Source organism: Dactylosporangium sp. NPDC000521 (genome assembly GCF_042898305.1).
Classification (GTDB): domain Bacteria; phylum Actinomycetota; class Actinomycetes; order Mycobacteriales; family Micromonosporaceae; genus Dactylosporangium.
In genome coordinates this window covers 280,247-298,712 of sequence record NZ_JBIAYW010000001.1, presented here as the reverse complement: position 1 = coordinate 298,712, position 18,466 = coordinate 280,247, and the positions used below count along the sequence as shown (strand labels likewise).

Genomic DNA, 18,466 nt, shown 5'->3' with positions numbered 1-18,466 from the left:
ATGACCAAGGACCTGTGGGCGCGGCGCCCGTTCTTCACCGGCGACCACGAGGCGTTCCGCGCCACCGTCGCCACGTTCCTCAGCCGGCACGTCACCGCACACGTCGAATCCTGGGACGACGCGGGCATCATCCCGCGCGAGCCGTGGCTCGAAGCCGGCCGGCAGGGGCTGCTCGGCATCAACGCACCCGAGGAGCACGGCGGCGGCGGCGCCATCTCCGACTTCGGCTTCCGGTGCGCGATGATGGAGGAGTTCGCCAAGGCCGGCGCCGCGTCCCTCGGCTCGGGGTTCTCCGCCCACGCGGACATCGTGCTGCCGTACTTCTTCGATCTGGCCACCCCGGAGCAGGCCGGACGGTGGGTGCCGGCCCTGTGCTCGGGCCAGAGCATCGGCGCCATCGCCATGACCGAGCCGGGCACCGGCTCGGACCTGCAGGGCATCCGGACCACGGCTCGGCGCGACGGCGACAGCTGGGTCCTCGACGGCGCCAAGACGTTCATCACCAACGGCATCCTGAGCGACCTCGTGATCGTGGTCGCCCGGACCGACCCGGCCCCCGACGCCGGAAGCCGCGCGTTCAGCCTGCTGGTCGTGGAGCGCGGGACACCCGGCTTCGAACGCGGCCGCAAGCTCGCCAAGGTCGGCCTGAAATCCCAGGACACCGCGGAACTGTTCTTCGACAACGCGATCGTCCCCGCCGGCAACGTGCTCGGCGAGGTGGGCCGCGGGCTGCACCACCTGATGAGCCACCTGCCGCTGGAGCGCCTGGGGATCGCGGTCGCCGCATGCGCCGGAGCCCGGGCGGCGCTCGGCTGGACCCTCGAACACGTCACGCAGCGGCAGGCGTTCGGCCAGCGCATCGCGTCGTTCCAGAACACCCGGTTCGCCATCGCCGAGATGCTGACCGAGCTGGAGGTGTCCCAGGCCTACGTGGACGACGCCGTGCTGCGCTTCAACCGCGGCGAGCTGAACGCGGTGGACGCGGCCAAGGCGAAGTGGTGGGCGACGGAGATGCACAAGCGACTCGTCGACCGCTGCGTCCAACTGTTCGGCGGCTACGGATACATGCTCGAGTACCCCATCGCCCGGGCGTACGCCGACACCCGCGTCACCACCATCTACGGCGGCACCACCGAGATCATGAAACACATCATCGCGCGCGACGTCCTGGAGACCTGATGACAGACACGAAGGCGACCGTCGACGCCGAACCGGCCGCGTTGTACGAGCGGGCCGGGCACATCGCCGTGATCCGGCTGAACCGGCCCGCGGCCCTGAACGCCGTCAACGCGGCACTGTCCACCGCGGCCGGCGAGGCGCTGGAGCGGGCGGCGGCCGACCCCGAGGTGCGGGTCGTGGTCCTGACCGGCAACGGCCGGGCCTTCTGCGCCGGCGCCGACCTCAAGGAGCTGGCGGCCGGGCGCTCGGTCGCCGCGCCGGAGCACCCGGAGTGGGGCTTCGCCGGCATCGTCCGGCACTGGATCGACAAGCCGCTGATCGCGGCCGTCAACGGGTTCGCCATGGGCGGCGGCACCGAGATCGCCCTCGCCTGTGACCTGGTGGTCGCGGCCGAGGACGCCCGGCTGGGCCTGCCCGAGGTCAAGCGGGGCCTGGTCGCCGCCGCGGGCGGGGTGGTGCGGCTCCAGCGGCAGATCCCGCTCAAGCGCGCGCTGCAGATGGCGCTCACCGGTGACGCCGTCGACGTGCAGGAGGCAGCCGAGTGGGGGCTGGTCAACGTGGTCGCCCGGCCCGGGGCCGCGCTCGAGGAGGCGATGGCGCTGGCCGAGCGCGTCGCCGCGAACGCGCCGCTGTCGGTGCAGTACACCAAGAAGGTCATGCACCAGGTGGCCGAGTCCGGCTCGGACTGGGACCCGGAATGGTCACACCGCGAGCCGTGGTCCGTCAACGACGAGGCGGCCGCGCTCGTGTTCGGCAGCCGCGACGCCGTCGAGGGGCCGATCGCCTTCGCCGAGAAGCGGGCACCGGTCTGGGAAGGGCGATAGTCCAGACGGGATCCGGTACGCCATGATGATCGATGCCGGTCGCGGCCGTCAGCCCGGTCAGGGCAGCGAGCCAGGCATGCACCCGGATGCCGTTGGCCGACCGGACCGCGGAGTTGACCTCGCCAGGTCCGGCCGGCCATGAGCGGCCGGAGCTGCCGGGGTCAGCCTTGGCCCTGCCAGCGCCGGACGACCTCGGCGAGAATCTCCAGCGGGAGCGGCCCGGAGGTCAGGACCGTGTCGTGGAAGGCGCGGATGTCGAAGCGGTCGCCCATCGCGGCGCGGGCCTCCGCACGCAGCCGCTGGATCTCCAGGCGGCCGACCATGTACGCGAGCGCCTGGCCGGGGTCGGCGATGTACCGGTCGGTCTCGGACTGGATCTCGACCTCGGCCATCACGGTGTTGGCCCGCAGGTAGTCGACGACCTGGTCGCGGCTCCAGCCCTTCGCGTGGATGCCGGTGTCCACGACGAGCCGCGCCGCGCGCATCGAGTCCAGGGCGAGCATGCCGAGCCTCGCGAGCGGCCCGGAGTAGAGGCCCATCTCGTCGGCGAGGCGCTCCGCGTACAGGCCCCAGCCCTCCCCGTACGCGGTGAACATGCCGATCCGGCGCAGCAGCGGCAGGCCGGTCAGCTCCAGGGCCAGGCTGAGCTGCAGGTGGTGTCCGGGGACGCCCTCGTGGAAGGCGGTCGCCTCGGCCACGGCGCGGTCGCGGCCCGCCGGCTCGGACGTGTTGGCGAAGTAGATGCCGGGCCGGCTCCCGTCGATCGCCGGGGCGAGGTAGTAGGCGGCCGGCGCGCCGGGCGCCTCGGCGGCCGGGACCGCCTCGACCGTGCACCGCTGCTGGGGCAGCGTGCCGAACCAGTCGGGGGCGGCCTGCTCGGCGCGGTCGATCGTGGCCCGCGCCGCGGCGAGGATCTCGTCGCCGTCCCGCCACCGCAGCGCCGGGTCGGTCCGCAGCCGGTGCATGACCTCTGCCGGGTCCGCCGTGCCGAACGCCTCCGCGCCGATCTCCGCGAACTCCCGCCGCAGCGACGCGATCAGGTCCCGGCCGATGGCGTGCAGCTCGTCCGGCGTGCGGTGGGTCGTCGTGTGCAGTCGCACCTGGCGCAGGTACAGCTCGTCCCCGCCGGGCAGGAAACACAGCCCGGCCTCGTCCAGCCCCCTGGAGGCGGGGGCGATCTCGGTGGCGAGGACCTCCCGGTATGCCGCGACCGCCGGCCGGACCACCTCGTCGACGAGCCGGTCGCGCTGCTCGGCGTAACCGTTGTCGTCCTTGGGGGCCGGTCTGCGCAGCGGATCGCCGTCCGGGTCGGCGAGGTAGCGGTCGAGGTGCGCGACGGCACCCTCCACGAGGTGCCGCACCGGCCGGCGCCCGGCGGCGACGCCGTCGCGGTGCCGCTGCGCGATCTGCGCGAACGACTCCGGCAGCTTCGCCAGCCGGGCCAGGTATCCGTCGGCCCGGGCCGTGTCGGCGAGCGCGACCATCGGCAGCTGCGCGAGCAACGCCACCGCCGGCGCGGTCCACGTGTCGGTGATCGAATACTCGGTGTACCGCACATCGATGCTGTCCACAATGGACTGCGCCTGCTGCAGCACCACCCCGCGCGTGACCGGGTCACCGTCCGCCGTCCCGGCCCGCGCCCCGATCGCCACCGCCCGCTGCCTGGCGGCGTCGTCCGCAGCCTCGGAGTAGTCCCGCAGCTGCCCGTCCCGCCCGGGAATCCCCAGCAGCGACGCACCGATCGGCGACAGGTCCAGCATCACGTCGAGCAGCTCGTCGGCAAGTTCACCGGCAGTGGCCATGGCGTGCCCCCGTCTCCGCGCATCGATCGACGTCCCCGATGCTAACGCCTGAGACTCTTCGCAGCCGCCCTCAGGGCTCCAGGATCGAAGGTAGCCGCCGTGCATCGCGATCCGACGGCCACCATCGCTGCGGCGTGTCAGCCGTTGAGTCCGGCGTAGATTTGCTCGTTGGCCTCGACGACCGGGGTCGGCTTGACGATCTTTACAGCGGTGCCGACGGCCGAGTAGGTCGTCGTCATGGTGTCGGCCTTTTCTTCACCGTGCTCCGGCACCGTGAAGGACACTGCGGTCAGCTTGCCCTCGGCGTCGAGGGTGGCGGTGAACGGGATCGCTTTGGCCTTTTCGCCGAGCGCGCCGACCGAGTCGGCGCCGATGCCACCGACGCCGTCGCCGACCTTCGTCGCATCGAATGTGCCGGTGATCTTCGTGCCGTCCTTCTTGGCGGTCACGATGGCCTGCGCGATGAGCGTCAGGCCGGTCGGGTCCTGCGCGGTGTTGATGAGCAGCTTGTTGAGTGACTGCAGCTTTCCCGGTTCGAAGTGGATCCACTTGTTCGCCGCGCCCGGGATCTGGACGCCGTCGAGCTTGGCGTAGTAGTCCTTGCCGACGACCGTGACGCTGACCTTGACCTTGGCGGCCGGGATGTCGGCGACCTGAGCCACGTTGCCGGCCGCGGGGTCGACCGACCCCTTGACCTGCGGGCCGCTCTTGGCCTTGGTCAGGAACGCATACGGCTTCGTGGCGAAATCGGCGATCGCCGCCTCGAACTCGGCGGACCCAGCCGCCGGCTTGGCCGAGGCCGACGCGGCCGGTGCCGCTGCCGCCGTGGTCGCCGGTGTCCCGGTCGCGTTGGCCGACGGAGACGACTCCCCACAGCCGGCCAGCAGGGCCGCCGCAGCGACGAACGGAACCGCGATGCGATGTAGTGCGCGCAAGATGATGCTCCCCTAGGTGGTGGTCGCCGGTCAGGGTACGTGAGCCACTTTCATCCCGTGTAGCGGCTGGTCTCGACACGGTGCAGGGCGAGGATGGCTTGCACGATCGTGGTGGCTCGGCGTGGGCAGCAGCGCAGCGTCGCCAGGATCTTCCAGGTCGAGGGTGGCGATCGCGCGTTCGCCGCAGGCCCGGATCTTCGCGTGCGCCTTGTTCACTGCCTTCTGCCGGCGCGACAGCCTTGGCCGGTGCGGCCGGTCATCGTCTGCTGGCGCAGCTGCTGGTCCCGGTCGGCGGTCATGCCGCCGCGGAAGAACTCGGTGTCCGCGATGTAGCCGGGCGACACGCAGTTGACCCGGATGCCGCGCGGGCCCAGCCGGCCGGCCAGACCAACTGCGAATGCCGAGACGGCCGCCTTGGCCGGGCCGTAGAAACCCACGCCGCGCTCCGCGGCGATCGATCCGAACAGCACCACGGATGCCCCGTCGGCCAGGTGCGGCTCCACCGCGGCGCAGGTCAGCGCGGCGGACCGCAGATTGCTGGCAAGAGTCTCGTCCAGCAGGGCGGCAACGCCCTTGAGGTCGCCCGGATCAGGCCTGCCGATGGCCGGGTTGCCGCCGGCGCACATCACCAGTGGCGCCGCGAGCGCCCCGACCTGGACCCCTCGTCGGTCGCGGTGATCACCCGCATCTGGCACCTGGCGAAGGTCTTCGCCGACGAGCGGCGCCGCCTGCTCGCCACGCTCGACGTCGATCCGGCGCTGCTCGACCTGCTCGGAACCCTGCGGCGCTCCCGCGAGCCGTACACTCTCACGACCCGCGAGCTGGCCGAGCACACCCTGGTCACGGCCGCCGCGATCTCCCAGCGCCTCACTCGGGCGGAACGGCACGAGTGGGTGACGCGGGAACCCGGTGAGGGCCGCCGGGTGCTGGTGCACCTGACTGTCGCGGGCCGGGAACTGGTCGACCGAGTGGCCAGCCGCATCTTCGACCGAGAGAACGAGCTGCTCGCTGCGCTCACCCCCGAGCAACGGCGGGATCTGGCCGGCCACCTGGAACGTCTGGTGCGCGCGGTCGCCAGTCCCGGCCCCATGCCACCGGTTGGGTGAGCCGGCCGCTCTGCCTCCATCATTCACCGGCTGAACCACGACCGCCGTGAGCTGCATTCCCGCCCACCGTCAGCGACGCGCATAGGTCATTCGTATCGGTCCTGCTCGTAAATCGTGCGCGCCCAGTAGTCCGGTTCTTCATGGCCGAGCAGGTTGTCCGGTCCGATCTCGTGGAATGCCCAGTGATCGTTGATGATCGACAATGCCTCAGCCTCGGAGATGTTGAAGGTCCCGGCCATCTCCTCGACGATCGATGACACGTAGTCCCGCATCTCGTCGATCACCGGGAACGTGAACGCGTGCCTGCCCGCCATGTCAGCTGAACAGCTTCAACAGGGACGCTGCGGCAGCCGTGCGGAACGATGGCCGCTGGCCGATCAATTCGGCCCGTGCGCCGCGTTTGAACCTTCCGACGTTCTTCACCACCGGGCCGTCCACCCAGTGATAGCCATGCATGGGAGTCGAGCCTGTGCGCTGCCAGACCACCAACACCGCAAACCCCCCTGCTGAACACCACATCCCGCGGCACCGACCCCGCATCAATGGCCGTCAGCATACGCACGGTGCAGTCCGAGTCGGCCGGCTCAAGGTGGAGACTGGCGGGATGGTCAGCTACGACGCCATCGGTTCGAGGTACACGGCGACCCGGCAATCGGACGCGCGCATCGCCGCGCGCATCACCGCCGCGCTCGTCGTTCGCGCTCACCGGTGCGGCTGGTCCGGTGGTACTGCGCCGGCCTCCGACGGGCGAGGCGCTGCCGAGCCCGCAACGACGTGGCCCGCGATGCGGGGGTGCGGCGGGCGCCGGCGGGGACGCCCGTGCCGGCGATGACGACCGCGGTCATCGACCCGGCGATCGGGATGTTCGGCGGCGCCGGGGGCAGCGACGGCACCCCGCTCGCCTACCGCTCCGCGTGGCCCCGGGTCCTGCGCATCGCCGACAGCCCCGGCGTCGTTCACCGCCGTTCCATCGCCCGCGAAGCACTCCGCCACGAACGTCCCTACGCGGGATGGGCCGGGGCGCGTCGCTCCCGCAGCGCGGCCAGACCCTCCGCGTAGTCGGGGCCGTCCAGCAGCTCGCCCTGGTCCTCGAGCTCGCGGCGCATGGCCGCCTCGAGGTCGTCGGCCGCCGCCCGCCGGAGGGCCAGTTTGGCGCGCCGCAGCGCTTCGCGTGACGCTCCGGCGGTCCCGGCCGCCAATGTGCGGGCGGTGTCGAGCAGGTCGGCGGCCGGGACGACGTCCGAGACGAGGCCCCACACCAGCGCGGACGGCGCCGGCACGCGCTCGGCGAACAGCGCCATCCGGTTCGCCCGCACCCGCCCGATCGCCGCCGGGAGCAGGTGGCTCGCTCCCCCGTCGGGCACCAGCCCGATGTTGACGAACGGCAGCTGGAACCAGCTCGTGTCGGCGGCCACGACCGCGTCGCAGGCGAGGGCGAACGAGACGCCGACGCCGACCGCCGGCCCGTTCACGGCGGCGACGACCGGGACGTCGGCTCGGATCACGGCGAGGACCGCGTCGTTGGCCGCGGCGACGATCGCGCGGCCGTCCGCGCCGCCGGTCGCCGCGCCGGCCGGGGAGACGTCGGCGCCGGCGCAGAAGGCGCGCCCTTGCCCGGTGAGCAGGATGCAGCGCACGCCGGGGCGGCCGGCCGCTTCGCGCAGCCGGCTCCCCAGCAGTCGCATGCCCGCGAGGTCGAGGGCGTTGAGCCGGTCGGGGCGGTTCAGGGTGACGGTCGCGACCGGGCCGTCGGTCGTGACCAGCACGGCGTCGCCGGTCATCGTCCCGCCGCCGACACCAGCGGGGAAAGGCGGCTGGTGATGAGGTCTTCGGCCTCGGCGACGATGCGCGTGACCAGTTCGGCAACCGTCGGGATGTCGTCGATCAGCGCCTGCGACTGTCCCACGGTCCAGAGCCCTCGCTCCATGTCACCGGTCTCGTAGACCTCGCGGCCGCGGACTCCGGCGACGAGGTCGCGCACGTCGGCGAACTCACCGCCGGCCCGCAGGATCTCGACGACCTCACGGCTGACGGTGTTCGTCGCGACGCGGGCGGTGTTGTGCAGGGTCCGGAAGATGAGGGTGGTGTCGCGCTCGTTCGCCTCGACGATCTTCCGCTTGACGTTCTCGTGCACCGGGGCCTCCACGGTGCACAGGAACCGGGTGCCCATGTTCACCGCGTCGGCGCCCAGCGCCAGCGCGGCGATCAGACCGCGGGCGTCGGCGATCCCGCCGGACGCGACGATCGGCACGGAGATCCGGCGGGCCGCGGCCGCGATGAGCACGAGCCCGGGCACGTCGTCCTCCCCCGGATGTCCGGCGCACTCGAAGCCGTCGATGCTCACGGCGTCCACCCCGAGCGACTCGGCCTTGACCGCGTGCCGCACGCTCGTGCACTTGTGGATCACCTTGATGCCCGCGGCTTTGAAGGCGGGCATGTGCTCCTCCGGGCTGAACCCGGCCGTCTCAACGGTCCGGATCCCCGACTCGATGATCGCGGCCCGGTATTCGGCGTACGGGGGCGGCGAGATCGCCGGCAGGATCGTGAGGTTGACGCCGAACTCCTGGTCGGTCAGCTCCCGGCAGCGGGCGATCTCCTTGACGAGCGCCTCAGGTGTCGGCTGGGTGAGCGCGGTGAGGAATCCGAGCGCACCGGCGTCCGCCACAGGGGCCACCAGTTCGGCTCGGCCGACCCATTGCATCCCGCCCTGCACGATGGGGTGCCGGACGTTGAACTCACGGGTGAAGCGCGTCTCGATCATGCCGGTTGTCTCCTGTCGCACGCCCCGAATTCGGGCGCAAACTTGATGTTAATATCACTTTTAGTTCTCAGAGTTCGGTGTTGGACGGAAGCAGGGGCGATGCCACGCCAGTACTCCAAAGGGGCGCGCACGGCGGCCACGTTCCTCGAGGCGGCCCGCAAGGAGTTCGCGACCCGCGGTTACCTCGCGACGAAGGTCGAGGACATCGCGCGAACCGCGGGGCGGTCGCCGGCGAGTTTCTACAACTACTTCACCGACAAGGCCGACGTGCTCGCCGCCCTCGCCCAGGCCTTCCACGAGGACACGCGCGCCCAGATCGCGGTGCCGTACCAGGAGGGCCGCCCGCCCGAAGAAGCCATCCGGAGGGCGATCACCATCTTCTGGGAGACCTACCGCGACCGGCTCGGCGCGCTCAGCGGCGTGTTCCAGGCGTCGATGGCGGACCCGGCCTTCCTGGAGAGCTGGCGGGACATCCGGCGCTCGGCCATCGACTTCATCGCCCACGGCATCGAACGGGCCCAGAAGGACGGCTACTGCCCGGGCATCGACGTGCGGATGACCTCGTCCGCGCTGTCCTCGATGCTCGAGCTGTCCTGCTACGTGTGGCTGGCTCAGGGCGGCGACAACGGCGACTCCGTCGTCGACGAGGAGGCGGCGATCGACTCGCTCGCCGGCATCTGGTATCACGCCATCTACTGGCGCCCGGAGGACCAAGACCCGGCCTAACGATCGTCACGGCCGAGGACGCGCAGCTCGACCTCGGTGCGCGGGCCCAGCGCCGCGAGGATCGCGGCGAACCGGTCCGGGGCGAGACCGGCCCTGATCTCGGCGACCAGGGCCTGTTCGTCCGGCACGCCGAGCTGCGCGAAGACCGCCCCGTCGACCTGGCGGCGCTCCGCCCCGGCGGTCAGATCCCGCTGCACCACTTCGAGCGCGGCGGCGCACGCCTTGAGCAGGTATCGGGAGCGCCCGCTGACCAGCGGCAGGAGCTCCGTGCGCAAGGTCTCCACGACGGCCGTCAGCAGCTCGTTGTGGTCGGGGACCGCGGCGTGCGATGGCATGTGTACTCCCGTCGTCACCGGAGCAGCCCGAGCAGGTCGTGCTCCACCTCGACCACCCGCCGGCCGACCAGCGCCAGGTCGATCGAGCGGGTCGTCCCGGACAGGTGCCGGTCGGCCTGCTGGAGGCAGCCGACCGCCCAGATCCACGTGCCCAGCACGACTGCCCACGTGAAGTCGGCGTCGGACACGTCGACGCCCGCCGCGGCCCGGTACCCGTCGAGGAAGTCCTGGACGTCGCCGAAGCCGCCGACCACGCCCGGTCCGCGGAAGCGCCAGCTGCGCACCGCGATCCAGCCCAGGTCCTCGAGGGGGTCGCCGCGGTGGGCCGACTCCCAGTCGAGGACCCCGACGAGGCCGTCGCCGTCGACCACGAAGTTCCCGAGCCGGAAGTCACCGTGGGTCAGGGTCGTCCGGCGGCGCGGCGGCCGGTGCTCCAGCAGCCACCCGTAGGCCAGCTCGAGCACCGGCCGGTCGGGGTCGAGCCGGTCGAGGGTGGCCCGGTATTCGACGAGCCGGTCCTCGTCCGGCAGGGCCGTGACGGCGCCCGGATCGACGGTGTGCAGCCGGCCGAGGGCGTCGCCGCACTGACGGGCGAGCCGCGGTCCGGCGGAGCCGGTCGTCAGGGCGTCGAGGATCCGCCGCGGCACCGTCTCGCCGTCGAGCCGTTGCAGGACGAGTCCGCCGGGCACGACCGCGATCACCTCGGGTGCCGCGACACCGGCCGAGCGGGCGGCCCGGATGACGCTCGCCTCGAACGCGGCGCCACCGCCGCGGCGTTCACCGGGCGGATCGGCCAGGAGGATGAGGTCGCGACCCGCGGCCTCGAAGGCCCAGACCTCGCGGGACGAGCCGCCGGTCAGCCGCTCCAATCCGGTCACCGGCTCGCCGAGAGCCGCGGTGAGGGCTGTCTCGTTCATCGATCGGCCACCCGGTCCCACGTGCCCGCGGTGAACGGGTCGCGTTTGAGCTCCACCTTGCGCACCTTGCTGGTCGGGGTCTTCGGCAGTTCGTCGAGGAGCTCGATGTAGCGGGGAACCATGAACCGGGGCATCGTGGCCGCGAGGAACTCCGACAGCGCCGGGGCGTCGAGCTTCGCCTCCGGCATCGGCACGACACAGATCTTGATCTCTTCCTCCCCGTCGTCGGACGGCACGCCGATCGCGGCGCACTCCAGGACGTCGGGGTGGGCGGTGACCATCGACTCGACCTCGAACGACGAGATGTTCTCCGATCGCCGCCGGATCGCGTCCTTCACCCGGTCGACGAGGTAGTAGTTGCCCGCCTCGTCCCGGCGGAAGGCGTCTCCGGTGTGGTACCAGCCGTTGCGCCACGCCCGCGCGGTGTCCACGGGCCTGCCCAGGTAGCCCTGGTTCATCGTCCACGGCCGGTCGGCGCGCACGATCAGCTCACCGATGTGCCCGGCCGGGACCTCGGTGTCGAAGTCGTCGACGATGCGCAGCTCGTATCCGTCCCGGGCGCGGCCGCAGCTGCGATGGTCGACGACCTGGTCGCCGGTCGCGATCGGCCAGCCGGCCTCGGTCATCCCGTAGTTGGTCCGCATGCGCAGCCCGAACCGCTGCTCGAACGCGGCGTAGTCGGGCAGCAGCGGGCCACCGGTGATGCTCTCGACCGGGTTGTCCCGGTCGTCCGGGCGGGGCGGCTGCTGCCAGAGGAAGTTCGCCATCGCGTAGAAGGCCCAGGCGCGGTTGCAGGCGTGCGCGCGGACATCCGGCCAGAAGCGGTCGGTCTTGAAGCCGTCGCGGAAGACGAACGTCCCGCCCCAGTGCGCGACGATCTGCAGCGGCACCTTGCCACCCAGGTGGAACGCGGCGAACGGTGCGTAGAGCACGTCGCCGGGGCCGACGTCGTCGAAGGCGTCGATGCCGGTGATGAGCTGGCCCCACGGTGTGAGCACGCCCTTGGACGGCCCGGTGGTGCCGGAGGTGTAGATGATGGCGGCGGTGTCCCACGGTTTCGGGTCCTCGAGCCCGGCCAGCACCGCCGGGTCGGACGCCAGTGGCTGCCCGACTTCCAGGACGAAGACCGCGGCGTCGGCGTCCGCGGCCTGCCGGAGCTCGTCGGCGCGGGCCGCGACCGTGACGATCAGGCGGGGCCCGGAGTCGTGCAGCACGTGCCGGAGCATGTCGCCGCGGTAGGCCGGGTTGATCGGCACCTGCACGGCGCGCAGCCACCCGCACGCGATCCACAACGCCTGTTCGTCGACGCACGTGGGCAGCAGGACCGCGACCCGGTCCGATGCCTGCACACCCTGCTGCAGCAGGAGCCCGGCGAACTGCTCGACCCGCCGCTGGAACGCGCCGTAGGTGACCGGGCCCCGCTCGACGTCGATCAGGAAGTCCTGCTCCGCCAGCTCGGTCGCCCGCCGGCGGAGCAGGCCGGGCAGCACGCGGGCCGGGTCCAATTCCTGCGGCGCGGGCTCACCCACTCGCGACCTCGCTCAGGTAGCTGCGTTCCAGCTTCGACCAGTCCCTGGAGAGCTCGGCCGAGGCCCCTTCGGTGATCACCCGGCCGCGCCGCAGCACGTACGCCCGGTCGGCCACCTCCAGTGCCCGCGCCGCCTGCTGTTCGACGAGCAGGACGCCCAGTCCGTCGTCGGCGGCCTGCCGGATGGCCCGCAGCAGCCGGTCGACGACCAGGGGCGCCAGGCCGAGGGAGAGTTCGTCGGCGAGCAGCAGGGCGGGCCGTCCGGCGAGCGCCCGGGCGAGGGTCAGGATCTGCTGCTCGCCACCGGACAGCAGGCCGGCCCGGCGGTCGAGCAGCGGGGTCAGTTCGGGGAACGCGTCGAGCGCGAGCGAGCGTGGCCCGCGGCCGAGGCGCAGGTTCTCGGCCGCGGTCAGCTGCATGAACACCGAGCGTTCCTCGGGTACGAAGGCCATGCCCTCGCGCGCTCGCCGGTGCAGCCGGGCCAAGGCCGGTCTGCCGCGCCACCGCACGGTGCCGGCCAGCGGCTTCAGCTCACCGGCCAGGGTCAGCAGCGTCGTGGTCTTGCCCGCGCCGTTGGGTCCGAGCAGCGCCACGATCTCGCCGGGCCGCACCACCAGGTCGAGGTCGCGCAGCGCGGCCAGGTCCCCGTATCCGGCGCTGAGCCCGCGGGCCTCGATGAGCGGCTCGCCGTCCGCGGCCGCCCTGGTCGCGGGCGCCGCTTCACGCTCGATCACCTCGACCGGACCTGTCCGTTCGGCGGACCCGGCGGTCTCGACGGCGGCGTCGTCAGCAGTGTCCTGGGTGCCGAGATAGGCGGTGATGACGGCCGGGTCGGATCGGATCTCCGCGGGCGTCCCGGTCGCGATCACCTTGCCGAAGTTGAGGACCGAGACCTGGTCGCTCACGTCCAGCACGACGGAGACGTTGTGCTCCACGAGCAGCACCGCCATCCGCAGCTCGGTGGCGAGCCGGCGGATGAGGTGGCCGAGCTCGGCGGTCTCGGCGTCGTCCAGACCGGCGGCCGGCTCGTCGAGCAGCAGGACCGAGGCGCCGGTGGCGACCGAGCGGGCGATGGCCAGCAGCCGGCGGCGACCGTACGGCAGCTCGTCAGGTTTGCGTTCGAGGTCGTCCTCCAGGTGGAACTCGCGGATGGCGGCGAGCGCCGCCGGCGAGTACCGGTCCCGGCCCGGAAGGACGAGGTTGGACAGGAACGCGGGCCAGTCCTGGCGGTCGCCGGCGGCGAGCAGGTTCTCCCGGACCGTCATCGTCTCGAACAGTTCGAGGCTCTGGAAGGAGCGGCTGATGCCGGCCGCGGCCCGGCGCTGGGCCGGCCAGCGGCCGATGTCCTGGCCGTCGAGGGTCATCGTGGCGCCCGGGCTGTCCACGAACCCGGTCAACGCGTCGATCAGGGTCGTCTTGCCCGCCCCGTTCGGCCCGATGAGCCCGTGGACCTGCCCCGGCACGAGCGTGAGCGCCACGTCGTCGAGCGCGGTCACGCCGCCGAAGCGCACCGTCAGCCCGCGCACGTCCACCGGCCGTTCGGCGACGCTGAACGTCGTCTCCCCCTCCAGCTCCGCGACGTCGCGCCGGCGCGCCCGGCGGCCGCTGCGCGCCGTTACCCACTTGGGGATCAGCCGGGCGGGCAGCCGCTGCGTGGCCAGGCCGTTGGGCAGCTGCGGCAGCACGATGAGCAGCGTCAGGCCGAGGATCATCTGCCCGACCTCGTTGCGCGAGATGAACTGCGCGAACGCGGTGCCGGGGAAGAGCTGCGAGATCACCCCGGAGAGCAGCCCGGCCGGGGCGTACATGGCGCCGATGACGGCACCGACGAGGTAGCCGATACCGCCGATGATCGAGAACACGACCGCGAAGATGGACTGGAAGGCGGTGTACGTCGGGATGAAGGTGACGTTGGGCTGCCGGAACGACAGCAGGACGCCGCCGGCCGCGGCCAGTGCGGCCGAGATGCCGAAGGCGAAGATCTTGGCGCGGGCCACGCTGATGCCGATGCTGGCCGCGGCGCGCTCGTTCGACCGGACGGCCACCAGGCGGCGGCCGGCCCGGCCCCGCCGGAGGTTCGCGACCATCAGGGCGGCCAGGATGAACACCACCAGGCAGAAGATCGCGTAGCGGCTGGGCCAGAAGTACGTGTCCATGTCGATGCCGAAGATCTTCGGCGAGCCCACGTTGATGCCCGTGAACCCACCGGTGCGCTCGGTCGAGGAGAAGATCTGGTGCTCCAGCACCACGGCCAGGCACAGCGTCACCACGGCCAGGTTCATGCCCCGGGTCCGCAGCGCGGGCAGGCCGACGATGATGCCGACCGGGACCGCGCCCACCACGCCGATCAGCAGCGCGGCCCAGAACGGCACGCCGTGATCGGCGACCAGGCGGGCGGCGATCCAGGCGCCCATACCGGCGAGCGCCATCTGCGCCAGCGACAACTGTCCCGTGTAGCCGGTGACGACCACCAGGGACAGCACGACGAGGCCGAGCGCCAGGGTGATCTCGGTGGCGCTGAGCAGGGCCGGCGGGAACACGAAGTACAGCAGTCCGAGGGCGACGAGCCCGGTGCCGATCAGCACCGGTGGGCGCACGATGCCGGTGCCGAGCTGGGGCGGGCGCTGGATCGCCTCGCCCCGCAGCGGCAGGGAACGCCCGGAGATGACGAGCACGAGGATGATGACGATGAACGGCACCGTCTGGCCCCAGCCGTCGGCGTGCTGGCGGGTGCCGATCCAGGCCACCTCGGACTCGAGCATGCCGATCAGCAGCCCGCCGGCCATCGTCAGCGGGAAGGACTTGAAGCCGCCGAGCAGGGCGGCGGCGAGGGCCGGCACGATGAGCATCGCCAGGTTCTCCACCTGCAGCGTGCCGATGCTGACGATGAGCACGGCCGACACGACGCTGAGCGCGCAGCCCACCATCCAGTTCACGGTCGCGATGGTGTCCGGGGAGATGCCCAGCGCCGAGCTCGCCCGCCCGTTCTCGGCGACGGCAGAGGTGGCGAGGCCGAAACGGGTGGAGCGGTACACGACCGTGAGCACGACGGCCAGCACCAGCCCGACACCGAGGATCGCGAGCCGGTCGGTCCCGATCCGGATGCCCGGCAGCACGGTCGTCGAGCCGTCCGGCAGGATCGAGGTGACGATCCGGGCCTTCCCCACGCCGAACAGGTACTGGCCCAGGCCGAAGAGGAACGCGAAGACACCCAGGGTCGCGATGAGCCGCGACACCGGCGGCGCGTCCCGCAGCGGTCGCATGACGAGCTGATGGATCAGCGCGCCGACGGCCAGGCCCACGCCGATGGCGAGCAGCGCCGCCACCGGCGTGGCCATGCCGGCCTCGCGTTGCAGGTAGAAGACGTAGGCGCCCACCATGCCGACCGCGCCCTGGCTGAAGTTCAGAATCCCGGAGCCGCGGTAGATCAGCACGATTCCGAGGGCGGACAAGCCATAGATCGCGCCGGCCCCGAGTCCGAGCACGGCGAACCTGATCACGTCAGTCAGCATGTGTGGGCCCGATCCTCAGCTCTTCGGCGGAGTGGTGCAGTTCTGACCGGTGTAGGCGTCGCGGAAGGTGTCGTACACCGGCAGTTCCTTGCCGCCGCTGTACTTCACGATGAAGGCGCAGGAGGTGAAGATCCGCGGGTATCCGCCCACGTTGCCCTTCTGCCACTGGATCGGCGGGGTGAGGCCGATGTCGATGCCGCTCATCGTCGGCAGCGCGTCCCACAGGGCGGTGCTGGTCGGGTCGGGCACCCGCTTGGCCGCCTCGGCGAAGGCGAGGACGGCGGCGTAGGCGTTGAGCCGGAAGCCCCGCGTCTCGCTGATCCCCTGCTTCGACATTGCCGCGACGTAGTTCTTGGTGGCCGTGTTCTCGTACGACGGCGGCAGGTAGCCCAGCGCCTCGTAGAGGCCGTCCGAGGCCGCCCCGAGCGCGTCGGCGACCTTCTCCTTCTGCGTGCCGATGATGCCGATCCCGATGTTCGGCGCGTCCTTCTTGAGCTGCTTGATGAAGGCGGTCGAGTCGGTGCCCGGCAGCACGGTCAGGATGGCGTCGGTGCCGTTGGCGAGGACGGCCTGGACGTAGGGCGCCATGTCCGCGGCGCCGGTCGGCACGGGCACGTCGTTAAGGATCTTCTGGCCGGCGGACGTGAGGCCCTGGTTGGCGAAGCCACTGAAGGCCCCGCCACCGTCGATCTGGATGCGGGCCATGCTGATCTTCTTGAAGCCCTGCGCGGCCAGCGCGTTGGCCAGCGACGCGGTCTGGATCGGGGTGCTGCCGTCGAGGGGGAACTGCGCGATCTCCGCCAGGTCCGTGCCGGAGGTGACGGCACCGATGATCGGGATCTTCGCCTCCCGGAGGATCTTCTCGTGGCCCTTCTGCAGGGTGAGTTCGCCGACCACGGCCGCGACCCCGAGGCTCTGGGCCTGGCGGGCGCAGTTGTCCGCGATGTTCGGGTCGTTTCCGGTCTTGCAGACGGTCATCTCGACCGGCCGGCCCTTGATGCCACCGTTCGCGTTCACCTGCGCCAGACCGGCGTTCGCGCCGTCGACGAGCTCGGGGGCGGCGCCGGAACCGGTCTCGTCGTAGATCAGCATGACCTTCACCGGATTGCCGGCCGCCGATGAGCCGCCGCCCGGGGCGGCGCTCGACTTGGTCTTGTCGTTGCTGCAGGCGGATAACGCGAGTGGCAGTACAAGCATCGCCGCAGCGAGGCGGGTCCGCAGCGTCCTCATGGATGCCTCCATCAAGGCAAAGGGATTGGGGTGTGGGCTGATACTGACATCAGTTTTAGAAAAATGGAACAGCGGGCCGTTCAGGCTTTCGCAGCCGCCTTCACCACCGGCGCGGCCGGCTCGTGGCGGACGTCGTCCGGGGTCAGCTCCCGCATCCAGGCCGCGAACTCCAGCAGGATGCCGTCCGGGTCGAAGAAGTACAGCGAGCCGACGTAGACGCCGTCGTGCATGCGCCGCGCGATCGTGGACGGGCTGTCGTCATGGAACACGACGTGCCCGACCTCCACGCCCTTGGCCTGCAGCCGCTCGCGGTACTCGTCGAACTTGTCGGCCGGAATCTGCAGGGCGACGTGGTTCATCGACGCGACCGCGCTGGCGATGTCGCCGACCCCGGGCAGCGCACCGGGATGGGTCACACCGGGCACCTTGTCCGGCGCACCGGGGAACCAGAAGAACGCCAGGGCGTTGCCACCGCCGCAGTCGAAGAAGAAGTGCTGGCCCATCCCGTTCGGCAGCTCGACCGTCTTGATCAACGGCAGGCCGAGCACGTTGGTGTAGAAGTCCACCGTGCGGCGCATGTCGCTGCACACCAGCGCGAGGTGGTTGATGCCGCCGATCTCGAATTCTCGCTCGGCCATGTTGCGCCCTCCAGGGTTTCATGTGATTGAGCCGATCCCGGCCCGGTCGGCCACCAGTTCCAGGTGCAGCGCCGCACCGCCGGCGAGCTGAGTGTTGGAGTGAGCCCGCTTGAGATAGATGTGCGCGGGGTGCTCCCACGTGAAGCCGATGCCGCCGTACGTCTGGATCGCACCCTCGGCCGCCGCCAGATAGGCGTCGGCGGCGGCGAGCTTCGCGACCGCGGCGGCCAGCGCCGAGTCCGGGGAGCCGGCATCCAACCGGCGCACCGCGTACTCGACCGCCGCCACCGCCCCGTCGAGCTGGCTCGACACGTCGGCCAAGCGGTGCTTGACCGCCTGGAACGAGCCGATGGGACGGCCGAACTGCATGCGCTGCCGGGCGTAGTCCACGGCGCCCCGCAGCACGGCCCGGGCCCCGCCGATGGAGTCGGCCGCGACCAGCGCGGCGAGCTCCGACCGCAGCCGCTCGGCCGCCCATCCGCCGTCCCGGCCGAGCGGCGTCGTCACCGCCCCGCGGAACTCGACGTGCCACAGGACCCGCGACGGGTCGAGCGTGGGCAGCGGGCGCCGGACGACGCCGCGGGCATCGGCCGGCACCACGAACAGATCCGGGCCCGTCGCGATCACGAAGGTGTCGGCCGCTCCCCCTTCCAGCACGTAGGTCCGCTCGCCGTCGGGCTGCACGAGCGCGACCCGATGCCGGCCGCTGATCGCGCCCGCCAGGAGCCGGTCCCGTTCCGGGGACGCGGGCGCGCAACGCAGCGCCCGCACGCCGAACATGTGGCCCAGCAACGGCGTGGCGGCCGGCACGGCGCCGCACTCCTCGATCGCCACCGCCAGGTCCTCGAGCCCGAGCTCGGCGACACCGAGATCGAACAGCGCATCCCAGTTCCCGCCGGGTGTACAGCGGGCGACCACGGCGGCCACCGAGGAGCGCCACTGGTCGCGCTCGGCGGTGCTGAGCTGACTCATG

At 71.6% G+C, this 18,466-nt stretch carries 18 protein-coding genes and 2 pseudogenes; 4 read left to right on the top strand and 16 right to left on the bottom strand.

Going from position 1 to position 18,466, the window contains the following annotated elements; translation table 11 throughout:
- On the top strand, positions 1–1,179 hold the full coding sequence (locus ACFY3L_RS01370) for an acyl-CoA dehydrogenase family protein (protein WP_389317290.1): 1,179 nt from the start codon (positions 1–3) through the stop codon (positions 1,177–1,179).
- Positions 1,179–2,003 carry a crotonase/enoyl-CoA hydratase family protein gene (locus ACFY3L_RS01365; RefSeq protein WP_389317287.1) on the top strand — a complete coding sequence of 275 codons (825 nt, stop codon included), beginning with the start codon at positions 1,179–1,181 and terminating at the stop codon, positions 2,001–2,003. The genes ACFY3L_RS01370 and ACFY3L_RS01365 overlap by 1 nt, the downstream gene beginning before the upstream one ends.
- A 161-nt stretch (positions 2,004–2,164) precedes the next feature.
- On the opposite strand, the gene ACFY3L_RS01360 is transcribed toward ACFY3L_RS01365, so the two are convergent.
- From ACFY3L_RS01360 to ACFY3L_RS01345, 4 genes and pseudogenes are all read right to left on the bottom strand, one after another.
- A complete protein-coding gene (locus tag ACFY3L_RS01360; RefSeq protein WP_389317284.1) occupies positions 2,165–3,805 on the bottom strand; it encodes a DUF885 domain-containing protein in 1,641 nt (546 codons plus the stop codon).
- Positions 3,806–3,942: 137 nt separating this feature from the next.
- Positions 3,943–4,740 (bottom strand): hypothetical protein, encoded by a 798-nt coding sequence (locus tag ACFY3L_RS01355; protein WP_389317281.1) that lies wholly within the window; start codon positions 4,738–4,740, stop codon positions 3,943–3,945.
- Positions 4,741–4,790: 50 nt separating this feature from the next.
- A pseudogene (locus ACFY3L_RS01350) lies at positions 4,791–4,989 on the bottom strand (transposase family protein); the annotation flags it as partial.
- A complete protein-coding gene (locus tag ACFY3L_RS01345; RefSeq protein WP_389317278.1) occupies positions 4,953–5,366 on the bottom strand; it encodes an SDR family oxidoreductase in 414 nt (137 codons plus the stop codon). The pseudogene ACFY3L_RS01350 and the gene ACFY3L_RS01345, both read right to left, overlap by 37 nt.
- A 48-nt stretch (positions 5,367–5,414) precedes the next feature.
- On the opposite strand from ACFY3L_RS01345, the pseudogene ACFY3L_RS01340 reads away from it, so the two are divergent.
- Positions 5,415–5,597 (top strand): annotated as a pseudogene (locus ACFY3L_RS01340) (MarR family transcriptional regulator); the annotation flags it as partial.
- Positions 5,598–5,932: 335 nt separating this feature from the next.
- On the opposite strand, the gene ACFY3L_RS01335 reads toward ACFY3L_RS01340, so the two are convergent.
- The 5 genes from ACFY3L_RS01335 to ACFY3L_RS01315 form a co-directional block, all read right to left on the bottom strand.
- On the bottom strand, positions 5,933–6,160 hold the full coding sequence (locus tag ACFY3L_RS01335; RefSeq protein ID WP_389317275.1) for a hypothetical protein: 228 nt from the start codon (positions 6,158–6,160) through the stop codon (positions 5,933–5,935).
- 1 nt (position 6,161) lies between these two features.
- A complete protein-coding gene (locus ACFY3L_RS01330; RefSeq protein WP_389317272.1) occupies positions 6,162–6,338 on the bottom strand; it encodes a hypothetical protein in 177 nt (58 codons plus the stop codon).
- A 185-nt stretch (positions 6,339–6,523) separates the two neighbouring features.
- Positions 6,524–6,739 carry a hypothetical protein gene (locus tag ACFY3L_RS01325; protein WP_389317269.1) on the bottom strand — a complete coding sequence of 72 codons (216 nt, stop codon included), beginning with the start codon at positions 6,737–6,739 and terminating at the stop codon, positions 6,524–6,526.
- A 108-nt stretch (positions 6,740–6,847) separates the two neighbouring features.
- Entirely contained in the window at positions 6,848–7,627 is a 780-nt protein-coding gene (locus ACFY3L_RS01320; RefSeq protein ID WP_389317266.1) for an enoyl-CoA hydratase-related protein, read from the bottom strand.
- Entirely contained in the window at positions 7,624–8,607 is a 984-nt protein-coding gene (locus ACFY3L_RS01315; protein WP_389317263.1) for an NAD(P)H-dependent flavin oxidoreductase, read from the bottom strand. Before ACFY3L_RS01315 ends, ACFY3L_RS01320 begins: the two co-directional genes overlap by 4 nt.
- Positions 8,608–8,706: 99 nt before the next feature.
- Here ACFY3L_RS01315 and ACFY3L_RS01310 point away from each other — a divergent pair, with 99 nt between their 5' ends.
- Complete coding sequence (locus tag ACFY3L_RS01310; protein WP_389317261.1) at positions 8,707–9,333, top strand: TetR/AcrR family transcriptional regulator; 627 nt, start codon at positions 8,707–8,709, stop codon at positions 9,331–9,333.
- Here the strand turns inward: ACFY3L_RS01310 and ACFY3L_RS01305 are convergent.
- The 7 genes from ACFY3L_RS01305 to ACFY3L_RS01275 all read right to left on the bottom strand — a co-directional run bounded on the left by ACFY3L_RS01305 (position 9,330) and on the right by ACFY3L_RS01275 (position 18,465).
- A complete protein-coding gene (locus ACFY3L_RS01305; protein WP_389317258.1) occupies positions 9,330–9,668 on the bottom strand; it encodes a DUF6285 domain-containing protein in 339 nt (112 codons plus the stop codon). The genes ACFY3L_RS01310 and ACFY3L_RS01305 overlap by 4 nt on opposite strands.
- 14 nt (positions 9,669–9,682) lie before the next feature.
- A complete protein-coding gene (locus ACFY3L_RS01300) occupies positions 9,683–10,585 on the bottom strand; it encodes a phosphotransferase family protein (protein ID WP_389317255.1) in 903 nt (300 codons plus the stop codon).
- The gene (locus ACFY3L_RS01295) at positions 10,582–12,114 is read right to left on the bottom strand and encodes an AMP-binding protein (protein WP_389317252.1); all 1,533 of its coding nucleotides are present in this window, start codon (positions 12,112–12,114) and stop codon (positions 10,582–10,584) included. The genes ACFY3L_RS01300 and ACFY3L_RS01295 overlap by 4 nt, the downstream gene beginning before the upstream one ends.
- Complete coding sequence (locus tag ACFY3L_RS01290; protein WP_389317249.1) at positions 12,107–15,625, bottom strand: ATP-binding cassette domain-containing protein; 3,519 nt, start codon at positions 15,623–15,625, stop codon at positions 12,107–12,109. Before ACFY3L_RS01290 ends, ACFY3L_RS01295 begins: the two co-directional genes overlap by 8 nt.
- Before the next feature lie 15 nt (positions 15,626–15,640).
- Positions 15,641–16,855: an ABC transporter substrate-binding protein gene (locus tag ACFY3L_RS01285; protein WP_389317246.1), complete on the bottom strand. Its 1,215-nt coding sequence runs from the start codon at positions 16,853–16,855 to the stop codon at positions 15,641–15,643.
- 80 nt (positions 16,856–16,935) lie between these two features.
- Positions 16,936–17,493, bottom strand: a complete 558-nt coding sequence (locus ACFY3L_RS01280) for a VOC family protein (RefSeq protein ID WP_389317243.1) — start codon at positions 17,491–17,493, stop codon at positions 16,936–16,938.
- An 18-nt stretch (positions 17,494–17,511) separates the two neighbouring features.
- Entirely contained in the window at positions 17,512–18,465 is a 954-nt protein-coding gene (locus tag ACFY3L_RS01275) for an acyl-CoA dehydrogenase family protein (RefSeq protein ID WP_389317240.1), read from the bottom strand.
- Position 18,466: the final 1 nt, after the last annotated feature.

Coding starts and splice junctions, on each gene's coding strand:
- ACFY3L_RS01370 (WP_389317290.1), top strand. CDS start 1: ATGACCAAGGACCTGTGGGCGCGGCGCCCGTTCTTCACCGGCGACCAC.
- ACFY3L_RS01365 (WP_389317287.1), top strand. CDS start 1,179: ATGACAGACACGAAGGCGACCGTCGACGCCGAACCGGCCGCGTTGTAC.
- ACFY3L_RS01360 (WP_389317284.1), bottom strand. CDS start 3,805: ATGGCCACTGCCGGTGAACTTGCCGACGAGCTGCTCGACGTGATGCTG.
- ACFY3L_RS01345 (WP_389317278.1), bottom strand. CDS start 5,366: ATGTGCGCCGGCGGCAACCCGGCCATCGGCAGGCCTGATCCGGGCGAC.
- ACFY3L_RS01335 (WP_389317275.1), bottom strand. CDS start 6,160: ATGGCGGGCAGGCACGCGTTCACGTTCCCGGTGATCGACGAGATGCGG.
- ACFY3L_RS01320 (WP_389317266.1), bottom strand. CDS start 7,627: ATGACCGGCGACGCCGTGCTGGTCACGACCGACGGCCCGGTCGCGACC.
- ACFY3L_RS01315 (WP_389317263.1), bottom strand. CDS start 8,607: ATGATCGAGACGCGCTTCACCCGTGAGTTCAACGTCCGGCACCCCATC.
- ACFY3L_RS01310 (WP_389317261.1), top strand. CDS start 8,707: ATGCCACGCCAGTACTCCAAAGGGGCGCGCACGGCGGCCACGTTCCTC.
- ACFY3L_RS01305 (WP_389317258.1), bottom strand. CDS start 9,668: ATGCCATCGCACGCCGCGGTCCCCGACCACAACGAGCTGCTGACGGCC.
- ACFY3L_RS01300 (WP_389317255.1), bottom strand. CDS start 10,585: ATGAACGAGACAGCCCTCACCGCGGCTCTCGGCGAGCCGGTGACCGGA.
- ACFY3L_RS01290 (WP_389317249.1), bottom strand. CDS start 15,625: ATGCTGACTGACGTGATCAGGTTCGCCGTGCTCGGACTCGGGGCCGGC.
- ACFY3L_RS01285 (WP_389317246.1), bottom strand. CDS start 16,855: ATGAGGACGCTGCGGACCCGCCTCGCTGCGGCGATGCTTGTACTGCCA.
- ACFY3L_RS01280 (WP_389317243.1), bottom strand. CDS start 17,493: ATGGCCGAGCGAGAATTCGAGATCGGCGGCATCAACCACCTCGCGCTG.
- ACFY3L_RS01275 (WP_389317240.1), bottom strand. CDS start 18,465: ATGAGTCAGCTCAGCACCGCCGAGCGCGACCAGTGGCGCTCCTCGGTG.